The sequence below is a fragment of the Brevibacterium sp. ZH18 genome (assembly GCF_022748595.1).
Classification (GTDB): domain Bacteria; phylum Actinomycetota; class Actinomycetes; order Actinomycetales; family Brevibacteriaceae; genus Brevibacterium.
In genome coordinates, this window is sequence record NZ_JALDSX010000003.1 from 51,876 (window position 1) to 65,212 (window position 13,337).

At 63.2% G+C, this 13,337-nt stretch carries 11 protein-coding genes and 1 tRNA gene; 8 read left to right on the forward strand and 4 right to left on the reverse strand.

The window, feature by feature from the left end; all coding sequences use genetic code 11:
• Positions 1 to 222 precede the first annotated feature (222 nt).
• Entirely contained in the window at positions 223 to 750 is a 528-nt protein-coding gene (locus MPN20_RS01875; protein ID WP_242778798.1) for a VTT domain-containing protein, read from the forward strand.
• Positions 751 to 826: 76 nt separating this feature from the next.
• Here MPN20_RS01875 and MPN20_RS01880 read toward each other — a convergent pair whose 3' ends face one another.
• On the reverse strand, positions 827 to 2,302 hold the full coding sequence (locus tag MPN20_RS01880) for a sugar porter family MFS transporter (protein WP_242778801.1): 1,476 nt from the start codon (positions 2,300 to 2,302) through the stop codon (positions 827 to 829).
• Positions 2,303 to 2,722: 420 nt separating this feature from the next.
• Between MPN20_RS01880 and MPN20_RS01885 the strand changes: the two genes are divergently transcribed.
• Together MPN20_RS01885 and MPN20_RS01890 are read left to right on the forward strand one after the other, a co-directional pair.
• Positions 2,723 to 4,123 (forward strand): sodium:proton antiporter, encoded by a 1,401-nt coding sequence (locus MPN20_RS01885; RefSeq protein ID WP_242778804.1) that lies wholly within the window; start codon positions 2,723 to 2,725, stop codon positions 4,121 to 4,123.
• Between the two features lie 22 nt (positions 4,124 to 4,145).
• Entirely contained in the window at positions 4,146 to 5,423 is a 1,278-nt protein-coding gene (locus MPN20_RS01890) for an MFS transporter (RefSeq protein ID WP_242778806.1), read from the forward strand.
• Between the two features lie 198 nt (positions 5,424 to 5,621).
• Here the strand turns inward: MPN20_RS01890 and MPN20_RS01895 are convergent.
• A tRNA-Pro gene (locus MPN20_RS01895) sits at positions 5,622 to 5,698 on the reverse strand.
• Between the two features lie 232 nt (positions 5,699 to 5,930).
• On the opposite strand from MPN20_RS01895, the gene gcvH reads away from it, so the two are divergent.
• Genes gcvH through MPN20_RS01915 form a run of 4 tightly spaced genes read left to right on the forward strand, consistent with a single transcriptional unit; the run spans position 5,931 to position 9,399 of the window.
• A complete protein-coding gene (gene gcvH, locus MPN20_RS01900) occupies positions 5,931 to 6,335 on the forward strand; it encodes a glycine cleavage system protein GcvH (RefSeq protein WP_242778809.1) in 405 nt (134 codons plus the stop codon).
• Positions 6,335 to 7,498, forward strand: coding sequence for an FHA domain-containing protein (locus MPN20_RS17450; RefSeq protein WP_347566788.1), 1,164 nt, complete (start codon positions 6,335 to 6,337; stop codon positions 7,496 to 7,498). The genes gcvH and MPN20_RS17450 overlap by 1 nt, the downstream gene beginning before the upstream one ends.
• Positions 7,499 to 7,508: 10 nt before the next feature.
• Positions 7,509 to 7,994 carry a bifunctional nuclease family protein gene (locus MPN20_RS01910; protein ID WP_242778812.1) on the forward strand — a complete coding sequence of 162 codons (486 nt, stop codon included), beginning with the start codon at positions 7,509 to 7,511 and terminating at the stop codon, positions 7,992 to 7,994.
• A 10-nt stretch (positions 7,995 to 8,004) separates the two neighbouring features.
• A complete protein-coding gene (locus MPN20_RS01915; protein WP_242778815.1) occupies positions 8,005 to 9,399 on the forward strand; it encodes a 3-deoxy-7-phosphoheptulonate synthase class II in 1,395 nt (464 codons plus the stop codon).
• A 64-nt stretch (positions 9,400 to 9,463) separates the two neighbouring features.
• On the opposite strand, the gene pknB is transcribed toward MPN20_RS01915, so the two are convergent.
• Positions 9,464 to 11,512, reverse strand: coding sequence for a Stk1 family PASTA domain-containing Ser/Thr kinase (pknB, locus tag MPN20_RS01920; RefSeq protein WP_242778818.1), 2,049 nt, complete (start codon positions 11,510 to 11,512; stop codon positions 9,464 to 9,466).
• On the reverse strand, positions 11,509 to 12,825 hold the full coding sequence (locus tag MPN20_RS01925) for a LysM peptidoglycan-binding domain-containing protein (RefSeq protein ID WP_242778821.1): 1,317 nt from the start codon (positions 12,823 to 12,825) through the stop codon (positions 11,509 to 11,511). The genes pknB and MPN20_RS01925 overlap by 4 nt, the downstream gene beginning before the upstream one ends.
• A gap of 156 nt (positions 12,826 to 12,981) precedes the next feature.
• Between MPN20_RS01925 and MPN20_RS01930 the strand changes: the two genes are divergently transcribed.
• Positions 12,982 to 13,332 carry an Rv2175c family DNA-binding protein gene (locus MPN20_RS01930; protein WP_242778824.1) on the forward strand — a complete coding sequence of 117 codons (351 nt, stop codon included), beginning with the start codon at positions 12,982 to 12,984 and terminating at the stop codon, positions 13,330 to 13,332.
• Positions 13,333 to 13,337: the final 5 nt, after the last annotated feature.

Sequence of the window (13,337 nt, forward strand, 5' to 3'; positions counted from 1 at the left end):
TCAGAACCGCAGCGCTAGGAGCCGCTGACTCACCGGATCGACGGTCGAGTCGGCGGCTCCTCTGCGCCGCCTGGCTGCAAGCGTGTGCTCCCGCTGAACGCGTGAGGGGAAGCGCCGTCATGGGCGAGTACTCATCCCCTAAGTGAGGACAGTCTTACCTCACTTGGAGTAGACTTCCGGTGTGAGCAACAGAGGAGACCATCGCGAGAGCTGCGAACGACCATGAACCCATTGGACTGGTCATTTCCGCTCGCTGTCACCTGGCTCATCATGTTCGGCATCATTCTTGTCCGCGCCGGCGGAACCTATCTGCTCGGCCGCTTGGCCCGCCGCGGCATCCGCAGAGTCGACCGCATCGATGCGATCATGTCCGGTCCGAAGTATCGGAAGGCCGAGGCGATGATCGACCGCTACGGGGCACCTGTGATCGCCGTGAGCTTCCTGATGATCGGGGTCCAGACCGTCCTCAATCTGGCTGCCGGAACGAGCGCCATGAGCTATCGCCGCTATGTCCCCGCGCTTGTCGTCGGCGGATCGGTGTGGGCGCTCATCTACTCGACCGTCGGCTTCATCGGATTCAAGACGCTGGCCATGGCCTACGCCTCAGCGCCGGGCCTGACGATCGGAGTCAGCGTATGCTTCCTCCTCGCGGTCGGCGGCCTCATCATCGGGTTGAAGAAGAGCCCTGAGCAGGAGGAGACAGGCTCGGAATCCGCCCCATCCAAGCGCGCCGGATCTGAATCAGCCTGATCTGAATCCGTCTGACCTCATTCTGCTGAGCCAGGGCCCGCCTCGGCGCTGGTCGTCCGGTCCGCACCCGTGCGGGTCAGCCCTTCGGGGATGTCGACGGGGAGGTTGAGAAGTCCTCGGTCATGTCCTCGAGCTCGATGCCTTTAGTCTCGGGCACCTTCCACCAGACGAAGAAGAACGAGAGGATCGCGAAGAACGCGTAGAAGCCGTACGCGAAGGTCAGGCTGATGTCGGCGAAGATCGGGAACGTCGTCGAGATGGCGAAGTTCGCGATCCATTGGGCGGCAGCCGCGACAGCGAGTGCGCCGGCGCGGATCCGATTGGGGAACATCTCACCCAAGAGCACCCAGACCAGTGGCCCCCAGGTGGCTCCGAAGCCGACGACGAAGACGTTCGCGGACACCAGGGCGACAATCGACCAGGGCGCTCCCAGCTGAGCGCTCGTCGTGCCGTCCGCGGCCGTGACGAGTTCGGCGAACGAGAATGACACGGCCATCATCGCCAACGAGATCCCCATCAGGCACGAACCCGCCAGCAGCATCTTCCGGCGCCCGACCCTGTCGACGAGGAGGATCGCGACGATCGTGACGATGATGTTCGTGACCGAGGTGATGACCGACGTCAGCAGTGCACTGGACTCGTCGAATCCGACGGACTTCCACAAGGTCGTCGAGTAGTAGAAGATGACGTTGATGCCGACGAACTGCTGGAAGACAGAGAGCAGGATGCCGATCCACACGATCGGTTTGAGTCCGAAGCGGTTTCCGATGAGGTCCTTGAAGGACTCTCTGTCTTCGCGTTTGAGCGACTCGCGGATCCGGCCGATGAGCGAGTCCGCGTCGGTGACGCCGGTGAAGTCGCGCAGCACCCGAGCGGCTTCGTCCTCTCGGCCGCGGGCGACGAGGAAGCGGGGAGACTCGGGCAGGCCCAAAGCCATGAGACCGTAGACGACGGCGGGAATGGCTTCGACCATAAACATCCAGCGCCAGGTCGCGATGCCCAGCCACCAGGTGTCGGCAGCCCCGCCGGAGAGCGAAGCGAGGAGGGCGTTCGACAGGAGAGCGGCGAAGATGCCGGTCACGATCGCCAGCTGCTGCAGCGAGCCGAGACGTCCGCGCACCCGGGCGGGCGACACCTCGGCGATATAAGCAGGAGCGATCACCGAGGCGGCTCCGACGCCCAGCCCGCCGACCATTCGCCAGATGATGAGGTCGGTGACCCCGAAGGCCAGCCCCGACCCGATGGCCGAGACGAGGAACAGGATCGCTGCGACGACCATGACCGGGAGACGGCCGAACCGGTTGGCGAGACTGCCCGCGAACCATGCGCCCAAGGCGCAGGCCAGGAGTGCGGACGAGACCGCGAATCCCTTGAGCCCGGCATTGAGCGCGAACTCCTCGGCCAGTGCATCCACGGCCCCATTGATGACGGCGGTGTCGAATCCGAACAGGAAGCCGCCCAGTGCGGCCGCCAGTGAGATTCCGACGATGCGGGAGTTCACTCGCTCTGTGCCGTGGAGCCTGCCATCAGACGTCGGTTCGGGCTGGGACACGTCGGCCTCCTGGAGTTGGTGCGCCTTTGCGGACGGCGCGAAGGCAGAATCGTCGGTTCGCGGTCAGCGAATCCAGACCAGCGTAATCCACGTGCTGCTGTGGGGCACGCACACCGCATCCACAGGCAATGTGGGGCCTGTCACATCGTGGGCCTGGTGTCCCACCACGGGAGTCTGCTGTCGCGTTACGGGAGACTGCTGTCGCGCCACCGGAGTTTGCTGTCGCGTTGCGGGAGACTGCTGTCGCGCCACCGGAGTTTGCTGTCTCGCCAACGGAGCTAGCTGTCCCGCCGCGAGGTCGATGTCCGAAAGGTGAGCTCATGGCGGGAGCTCGACCGTGCATTCAGTAGAGTGGGAGTTCGTCATCGACGACGGGCTCGGTGGAACTCGTCAACACCATCGTGAGAAAGGGACCGCTGCATGGCTGTCGCCTGGTGGAGCATCCTGCCGTTCGTCCTTCTGCTGGGCTGCATAGCGGTGTTGCCGCTCATTCCTGCCACAGAGAAGACCTGGGACCGCAACCTCGTCAAGCTCATCGTTGCGCTGGTGCTCGGTGTGCCCATCGCCGTGTGGTTCGTCATCGGCGGAGCCGGACCCACTGTGGCCCACGCACTGCTCGAATACTTCCAGTTCATCGTGCTCGTCGGCAGCCTGTTCGTCGCTTCGGGAGGCATCTTCCTCGTCGGCGACATCAAAGCCACGCCGAAGAACAACACGATCTTCCTGCTCGTCGGCGGTGTCCTGGCTTCCTTCATCGGCACCACGGGAGCGGCGATGCTCCTCATCCGGCCGATCCTCAACACCAATCAGGACCGCAAGCACCGCACCCATACGGTGATCTACACGATCTTCATCGTCGCGAACTGCGGCGGTCTGCTCACGCCCCTGGGCGATCCGCCGCTGTTCCTCGGCATGCTGCGCGGAGTCCCGTTCGAGTGGACCTTCGGCCTGTGGCCGTACTGGCTGTTCGTCAACGCGATGCTCCTGATCAGCTTCTACGCTCTCGACCGGAGAATGTACGCGAAGGAACCCGCCGAGGCGCTTGCCAAGGATGCCGAATACGTGACGAAACTAGGACTGCGGGGAGCCAGCGGACTGCTGTTCCTCGCCGTCATCATCGTCGCCGTCGCGTTCCTGCCCTCAGTCGACCTCCATGCGATCGAGTCCGGCCACGCGGGAATCGCCGCCTACGTTCCGTGGCGCGAGGTCGTGATGCTCCTGGCGGCGCTGGCCTCCTTTGTCTTCGGGGATAGGGGAGCCCGATTCGACCTCAACAAGTTCACCTGGGGCCCGATCCTCGAGGTCGGCGCCCTGTTCATCGGCATCTTCCTCACCATGATGCCGGCCTTGGAGTACCTCGGTCAGGTGGCCCACAAGATTCCTCTCAATGAGATCTCGCTGTTCGTCTTCACCGGAGGCCTCTCGTCCGTGCTCGACAATGCGCCGACGTATGTGACGTTCTTCGAAATGGCCGCCCAGGTGCCTGGCGAGCCGAGGGTCGCCGGCGTCGCAGAGACGCTGCTCATCGCAGTGTCGCTGGGCGCGGTGATGGGTGGGGCGATCACCTACATCGGCAACGGACCGAACTTCATGGTCAAATCCGTTGCAGACTCGGCAAATGTCGCGATGCCCAGCTTTGGCGGCTACGTCGGATGGTCAATGACGCGTCTGGCTCCGATCCTCGCATCGATGGTGCTGATCTTCATGACCGAGGGCCTGTGGTGGAAGCTGCTCGGAGTCCTCGTCGCCCTGGTCATCCTCGGCCGAGCAGGCCTCGACATCCGAGCGAGTCGAATCGAAGAACGGGACAGACCCGCGTGACACGGTGGAGTGAGTCCGCCGCATGAGCGCCCGGCGCAGGTCTGCCATCGGACCCGTATCCGGTGTCGGCATCTACTTCTCCAGCAATGGTCTCGTGTTCGCGGCCCTGTTGCCGTGGTATCCGCTGCTCGTTGAGAGGTTGGGGCTGAGCTCCTGGGAGTTCGGTCTCGTCGTCGCATCGTTCGCCGTCGGCGCGATAGCCTCCTCGGTGCTGCCCGCTCGGCTCATCGCCCGTTTCGGCGCCAACGCCGTTGTCGTCGGCGGGACGGTTCTGCTCGGACTCTCTGCTGCCGCCACCGCCTGGTCGACGAGCGGATGGATGATGGCCCTCGGTCTCTTCCTCGTCGGCTTCTTCGATGCGATCGTCGACGTTGCGCAGAATGTCGTGGGAATCGCCGTTCAGGACAGCCTCGGGCGGGTGATTCTGTCATCGATGCATGCGCTGTGGAGTCTGGGCGGTCTGCTCAGCGGCGCAGCTGCCACGTTTGCGGCCTCGAGCGGCATGGACATGCGCCCTTATCTTGGAATTGTTGCGCTCGTCGCGGTCGGGCTCGTCGTCATAGCCCGGGTGCTGGTCGGGGAGGCTGCTGCACCTCGAGCGGCTCCTGACCCCGACGGCAGGGGCGCCGCAGATGGGGGATCCGCTCCCGAGTCCGTCTCCGGCGAGAGCTCGATCGGCGAAGGCCGCGCAGACTCCGAATCGGCAGAGGGAAGCCGGGCGCCGAGGCGGTCCAAACGGGCAGTCCTGCTTACGGTATTGCCTCTGGCCGTGCTCGCCGTGTGCGGCACAGCAGTGGAGGACATTGCGAACAATTGGTCGGCGATCGCGGCAGTCCAGTTCAGCGGGATTCCCATTGCTGCGGCCGGAATCGCCTTCAGCGTCGTCATCGGCAGCCAGTGCCTCGGCCGATTCAGCGGGGATCTCTTCGTCCAGCGCTTCGGGCCTGGTGCGGTCGCTCGCCTCGGCGGTGGTCTGATCGCACTCGGCGGCCTGGCTCTGGTGACCGCGGTGGAGCCGATTCAGCTGCTGGTCGGCCTTGCGCTGATGGGATACGGATCAGCGACTCTCGTGCCGGGCGCACTCAGTGCAGCCGCACACATTCCCGGTGCTGGACGGGCCGGGGGAGTAACGCTGGTCAACTGGATCATGCGGATCGGGTTCTTGGGAACCAGCCCGCTCGTCGGTGTCATTGCGACTGCTGGAAGTCTGCGGTGGGGTCTGGCGCTGCTCATCGTCATCGGCGTCCTGACGATGGTGTTCGCCGGGCGACTCGGAGCCGCATTCACGAAAGGTCGTTGACGGTGAGGGCTTCAGCGTGCGAGCTTGGTGGGCATGTCGCTGTGCGGCTGACCGGAACGATGGTTGCGACAGACACGTGAAGGCCGGAACGATGGTTGCGAGAGACGCGTGAAGGCCGGAACGGTGGCTGCGAGAGACGCGTGTCAGAAATGAGAAATGTGCCGCGACATCGAGTGAACGATATCGCGACACATCATATGGTCGGGCTAGCGGGATTTGAACCCACGACCTCTTCACCCCCAGTGAAGCGCGCTACCAAGCTGCGCCATAGCCCGTTCCCGAACAACCTCGTAAGGCAACGAGACCAAGCCTATAACGATCATCGGCCAAGTGCCAAAAATGCATTTCGTGACCTTGAGAAAACGGGTATCATCCCAGGTAGTCATATGAGAGACGGGTATGATTCCAGGGACGATTCAACGGCCGGTAACATTTCCGTTTCGTGATTGTTATGAAAGCATCCCAGGCGGCTATGCTTGGAGGACCAACAAGCTAAGAGGAGTCGACATGGCAAATCTGGATTATCCAGAGTCTTTGCGATACTCAACCGACCACGAATGGGTCGGGACTACGGAGAACAGCGCTGTTGTCCGTGTGGGTATCACGGATTTTGCCCAAGAGCAGCTGGGTGACGTCGTCTACGTCGACCTTCCTGCTGTCGGCGATTCGATCACTGCTGGAGAATCCTGCGGCGAGGTGGAGAGCACGAAGAGCGTGTCCGATCTCATTGCGCCCGTGTCAGGTTCCATCACAGAAATCAACGAGGATCTCGACGATTCTCCTGAGACGGTGAACTCCGCTCCGTTCGAAGGCGGATGGATGTACCTCGTCGAACTCAGTGCCCCAGAGCAGGTTGAAACGCTGTTGAACAACGAGCAGTACCAAGAGCTCATTCAGAGCGAGGAGGCGTAATGTCGCAGAATAACGACCAAGGTCGACCCAACCCCTCGCAGACCTGGTACGACAACGGCCAGGTGCCGCAGTCGAAGAAGTTTCCATTCGGCGCCAGCAACGGTGAAGAGGCCACAGGAGCCGAGAACTCCGGCGCCGACCAGCGTGGTGTTGAGCAGGGGAGCACCCCTCCCTACGGCCAGACGCCAGTCGGCGGAAACGGTGCCCAGGCTCCGCAGTCACCGCAGGCTCCGCAGTCACCCCAGGCACCCCAGGCACCCCAATACGGCGATCCAGCCCAGCCCAACGGACCTCACACTGGCAACCAGCAGTACGGGGACCAGCGATACGGCAACCCCGGACAGGGCCAGCAGAATCAGGGTCAGCAGAATCAGGGCCAGCGGCCTCAGGGGCAGAGCCAGGGCGGTCAGTATCAGGAGAATCAGTTCCAGCCTCCTCAGCCGACACACCAGCAGCCTCGACAGGGCAGTCAGCCAAATGGCGGTCAGTCATACGACGGCCAGCAGTACGGCAGTCAGCCGAACGGTGCCCAGCAGTACGGCAGTCAGCCAAACGGCGGCCAGTCATACGGCAACCAGCCGAACGCAGGCCAGCAGCACGGCAACCAGCCCTACGGCAATCCGTCACAGGGTGCAGACTTCGGCCCGGGCTCTTCGTATTCCGGCAATCAGCCACAGGGCAACAATCAGCCACAGGGCAACAGTCAGGGTCAGGGACCGTACGACGTGAATAACCAGGACCAGCAGCGCCAGAACAACGGTGAAGCGGTTTCCAGCGACTCCGGCAGTCAGCAGTTCCAGGGAATCCTGGACCCGCACACCGGGGAGATCCACCCTGTCCCAGACATGGAGGGCCTGCAGGACACCGATGCGCTCCTCGTCGTCGTCTCCGGACCCGACTCCGGCTCGCAGATCCTGCTCGACACCGACGTAGTGACCGTGGGGCGCAGCCCGAACGCGGACATCTTCCTGGACGACGTCACTGTCTCCCGCAAGCATGCCGAGTTCATCCGCACGCCGAGTGGATTCACCCTGCGAGACACCGGATCGCTCAACGGAACATACGTCGGTCGCCAGCTGATCGACTCCATCGAACTTCAGAATGGCGCCGATGTGCAGATCGGCAAGTTCCGTATGATCTTCCAGCAGCGTCCGCGCTCCTGACCGGGGGATAATGTCAAACGTCGAAGTTGAGGTTGTCGGTGTGCGCATCGAAATGCCCGCCAACCAGCCGATCCTTTTGCTCAAGGCCACCGAGCCTGCCTACTACCTGCCGATCTGGGTGGGAGCCATCGAAGCGAACGCACTGTCGATCGCTCAGCGGGGACTGACTCCTCCTCGCCCGATGTCGCATGCGCTTCTGCTTGATGTCCTCGGGTCCTATGAGGCGGAGCTGGCCGATGTCACCATCACTGGCCGCGACGGGCAGATCTTCTTGGCCGAGCTCCACACGAGCGACGGGAAGTCGATCTCCGCGCGTCCCTCGGATGCTGTGACCCTGGCGCTGACTGCATCCTGCCCGGTGTACGTCGATTCAGAACTGCTCGAAGAAGCCGGCATCGAGGCTCCCGCCGCTGATGAGGAAGAGGTGGCCCAGTTCAGGGACTTCCTCGACAACGTCTCAGCCGAGGACTTCGAAACCGGCACCGACACACCATGAAAGAACCACAGTGAGCCTTCATACTGATCCTGCCTTCGCCGACCGCGGTATCGCCGCCGCAGATTCCGACAATCTCAGCGGTCTCGACGACTGGCGAGAGATGGACCCGAAACAGCAGCCGACCTATCTTGACGCCAAAGCGCTCGACGAGGCGATGACGAAGCTGCGCAGTTCGCCCCCATTGGTCTTCGCAGGTGAGGCCGATGTGCTCAAGCAGCGCATCGGAGCCGCCGCCCGCGGTGAGGCATTCGTCCTTGCCGGTGGTGACTGCGCCGAGTCCTTCACTGGAGCTCAGGCTGACAACATCCGCGCTCGTGTCCAGACGGTGCTGCAGATGGCAGCAGTGCTCACATACGGCGGATCGATGCCGGTCGTCAAGATCGGCCGCATGGCCGGCCAGTTCGCCAAGCCTCGTTCCCAGGACACCGAGACCCGCGACGGCGTGACCCTTCCGTCGTTCCGCGGCGACATCGTCAACGGCTACGAATTCACCGAGGAGTCTCGTCGCCACGATCCCGCGCGTCTGCTCGAGGCCTACCAGGTCTCGGCTTCGACGCTCAACCTCATCCGCGCCTTCACCCAGGGCGGCTTTGCTGACCTCCGCTTGGTCCATGAATGGAACCGCGGTTTCCTCACATCAAATCCCGGGTACCAGCGCTACGAGCAGACCGCGAAGGAGATCGACCGTGCCATCCGCTTCATGGATGCCTGCGGTGCAGACTTCGAGGCACTGAAGACCACAGAGTTCTACGCTGCCCATGAGGCACTGCTGCTGGAATACGAACGCGCACTGACCCGCATCGATTCGCGGACGGGTCGGGCCTACGACGTGTCAGGCCACTTCCTGTGGATCGGTGAGCGCACGCGTCAGATCGACGGTGCACACGTCGATTTCCTGTCCAAGGTCCGCAACCCCATCGGTGTCAAGCTCGGCCCGACTGCCACCGCCGATGATGCGTTGGCGCTGGCTGAGAAGCTCGACCCCGATGCCGAACCGGGACGACTGACCTTCGTGACCCGCATGGGCGCTGGCAATATCCGAGAGGCTCTGCCGAAGCTCCTCGCAGGAATCGGCGACCGACTGCCTCACGTGACCTGGGTCTGCGACCCGATGCACGGAAACACCATCACATCGAACACCGGCTACAAGACCCGCCGGTTCGAGGACGTCATGGCTGAGGTGGAAGGCTTCTTCAATGCGCATCAGGACGCCGGCACCATTCCTGGTGGCCTGCACATCGAACTCACCGGTGATGACGTCACCGAGATCATGGGCGGAGCGACAGAGATCGACGACGAGGGTCTGCGTCGCCGCTACGAGACGCTTGTCGATCCGCGTCTCAACCACGATCAGTCACTCGAGATGGCCTTCCAAGTGGCAGAGTACCTGACCCGTCGCAACTGAACGACGGGCTCGAGTCTGACCCGAAGTCAGCTAGCGAGCGAGCAACCTGTGAGCTGCTTACTCGCTAGCTGTCCTTCTTTTTGTCGTCCTTCTTCTTCTCGTCTTTCTTGTCCTTGGACTTATCGTCTTTGGACTTGTCGTCCTTCTTCTCCTTGCCCTTGGAGACCTTGACGATGATCAGCGAGTTCGCGGGCTTGGATTCCGTACTCTTCGGATACTGCGAGATGACCTTGCCCTTGGGGACATCATCAGAGAACACCTCGTCCTTGCCCACGCGGAAGCCGCGTTTCGCCAAGGTCGCATAGGCAGCGTCGAAGGTCAGCCCTTCCACCTTGGGTACCGGGATCGGGGCAACGCCCTTCGACACCACCAGATCCACCTTGGTGCCCTTGGACAGCTTTTCGCCAGGCTTCTTCGAGGCCGAGATGACCTGCTTGTTCTTGATCGAGTCGCTGTACTTCTCGTCGATCTTTCCGACAGAGAGATCAGACTTCTTCAACGCGTCCTTCGCCTCGTCGGCACTGAGGCCTTCGAGCTTGGGCACGGCGAACATCTCCTCGCCCTTGGACACGACCACGGTCACGGTCGAGTCCGGGGAGAGTTCCGCACCGCCGACGGGGTCCGTGCCGATGACCGTACCGGCCGGCACCTTGTCGTCGAAGACCTTCTTCGGCTTCGGATCCAACCCGCTCTCTTCGAGCTGCGAGGTCACCTCTTCCAGCTGCTTACCCGCGAGCTGAGCGGGCACGATGGCAGTCGGAGCAGGTTGGTTGGCGATGACCAGCCAGGCCACGAGGGCAAGGGCGACCAATGCTGCTGCGACCGTCGTCGCCAGACGTCGTCTGCGTTTTCGACGCGGTGATCCCGCCGAGGCGGCTGCTGCAGCCGCTGTCCCCGTCGAGTTCCCGTGGTCATCGTCTCCGTGACCGTCGTTGTCATCGCCTTCATGCTCGTCGAGTTCGTCACTGTCGGATCTGCTCAGGGTCGAATCGGCTGACGCTGGGCCAGCTCCACCGATGGCGCCTGCGCCCGCTCCGGCCGCAACTGCACCGGCGACGGCACCGGCGGCACCCGCACCCGCACCCGCACCGGCGACGGCGCCCGCGGATTCTTCGGAACCGTCATCGGATTCCTCCCCTTCGCCGAGGTAGGGGATCTCATCCGTGCGCGATCGCTTCTCCTTCGGCGAGTCCGAGCCGAGGTCGATGCTCGCAGTGAGCATGGGGGAGTGCTCACCTGGGGTGACGTCCGGGTCACCGAGGTCGAGTTCGCTCTCGTTCATCTCAGCACGCGCCTCGGCGAGGGCATTGCGGAACTCGGCAGCATCAGCTGGGCGATCTTCGGGGTCCTTCGAGGTCGCCCACAGCACCAGGGCATCGAGCCTCGGGCTGAGACCGGCGATCTTCTCTGAGGGTGCCGGCACCGAATCGTGAACATGCCGGTAGGCAACCTGAATCGGCACATCGTCCGTGTAGGGCTGAGTGCCGGTGAGCATTTCGTAGAACATGATGCCGACGGTGTAGAGGTCGGTCCTGGCATCGGCTCCGGCGCGGGTGACGAGTTCCGGTGCCACATAGCCGACAGTGCCGATCAGAGTCTTCGTCGTCGTCGCAGAGGTCACGGCTCGAGCCAGCCCGAAGTCTGCGAGCTTGACCTGCCCGTCGGTGCCGAGCAGCACGTTGTCGGGTTTGAGGTCGCGATGGATGATTCCGGTGGAGTGGACAGCCTCGAGCGCGGCGAGGATCGCGTCGAGCACGACAATAGCCTGGCGGGGAGTGAACGTTCCCCGATGCTTGAGCTCACGGCGCAGCGTCACCGAGGGCAGGTACTCCATGACCAAGTAGACGATGTCGCCGTCGCGAGCCTGATCGTGGATCGCAACGAGGTTGGGGTGTGTCAGGCGGCCGGCGTTGATCGCCTCACGCCGGAAGCGTTCGACGAAGGTGTCATCGGAGATGAGATGCTCGTGCATGACCTTGATGGCGATCTCACGGTCGAGGCGGAGGTCGGTGCCGCGGTAGACCATGGCCATCCCGCCTCGTGCCACCTTGGCGTCGATGCGGTAGCGGTCGTTGAGTGTGACCCCGATGAGTGGATCTGGGCGTGCGCTCACAGCGCCACCTGCATTCTCGGGCGCTGCATCTGCACAGCTCTGACGAAGGCCTTCGTCTCCGGCAGGAGTCCCTCTGACCGGACTGAGCGCAGATCCTGGTAGTAACCGGCCAATGCTTCGTTCTCCGATTCTGCGGTTTCGATCAGCCATCCGAGGATGACGGTTCCTGCGACGACGTTGTCGGCGATGTCGAGCAAGTCGAGGGCGCGGCCGACGATGTCGCTGGCCCACCGTCCCGAACGGGGAGTGACCTGCATGATGCCGATCGCGTTCCCCGCTGAGACTGTAGTGTGCTGGAATCCCGATTCCTGGGCGGCGACCGCCTGCATGAGCGCCGGCTCGGCGCCGAGCTCTTCAGCTATCGAGGCTACGAGCAGTCGGGCCTGGGCGGGTGCGGGGTGGGTGCGCTGAAGCAGAGTGAACTTGTTCAGCCGAGCCGCCCTGAGCACGTCGGGTCGAATCCCCTCGACCTGAGCACTGGTGGCGACGCGGGGAACGTCGGCAGGTGGTTCGGGAGCGATTCTGTGACGCTTGGCCGTCGAGTCCCTGAGGAGCAGCAGTTCGCCGACCTTGAGGAACGAATCGTCTCCCATCGAGTTCGCCCTGCGCAGAGCCGAGGGCGCCATGTGATGGCGGGCCGCGATGCCGTGCAGAGTCTCGCCGGGCGCGACCACATGAGATGGATCGGTATCGGGTAGGTCGTTCTTCTCCGGCAGGGACAGGACCTGCCCTTGGTGCAGGTTCTGTCGAGGCGAGATGCGGTTGAGTTCGGCCAGTGCGGGGACGGAGACGCCGTGGCGGCTGGCCACACCGTAGAGAGTGTCGCCCTGCTTGGTCTTATAGGTGCGTCCGCCGTGGGTGACCGGGACGGTCTCGCCGTTGGTACCGGACGTCCACCGAGGGCCCGTATGCCGAGCATGAGCTGGCTTGGGTTCAGACTCCTTGGGTTCAGACTCAGAGTCGTGGAGCTCAGGGGACTGCCATTCAGAGGACTGCCATTCAGGAGCCTGCGATTCAGGAGCATGTGATTCGGCAGCCTGCGGTTCAGCGGACGGTACCTGGGGAGCCTGTGGAGCGGAGCTGAATGCCGGGCCGAAGTCTTCGGTGCCGGCCGTTTCGTGGGTCCGCTGTACTTCGCTCGGCGCGGGGGTATTCGGCGTGCGCGCGGCATCGGATTCTGCGAGGGCCTCAGCGTCGTGAGAGGAGGCTTCAGGGGCGCGAGCGGTGTGCGAGGGGTCGGTGAAGCCGGGGATCGGGCCGGTCGAATTCACTTTCGATGCGGCACGGATGTCAGGAGCGGCGGTGATGGGCATCTGAGGATTCCGTCGCGTACGTCTCATCTGTCACCTGTTGACTTCATATCGGATGGGGAAGTTTCACACTCCAGACTATCGAGTGGCCAGGCACCTCCCGAGCATTCGGCCGGGCATGGCGGGGCGTTTCTGCCAAATATTGCTAGGCTTGGGGACGTGAATACGGAAGAACTCGTCCAGGATTGGGCCACACTGCCAGACATCGCCGACATGACCGGGCTCGGCATCACCCAGGTGCGCAGGCTCCTCGAGGACGGTGCGTTCTGCGGATACAAGCATGGGAAGCCGAAAGTTCTGCGGGTGCCGACGGAGTTCTTCATGGACGGGTCGGTCGTCACTCCGCTCAAAGGAACCTTGAGCACGCTGCGCGACGCAGGATTCAGCGACCAGGAGTCCATCGATTGGCTCTTCACCCCAGATGAGACCCTGCCCGGGCGCCCGATCGACCTGCTGCGTGCCGGAAACCGCAAGGAAGTCCGGCGTCGAGCCCAGGCACTCGCGTTCTGACAGCT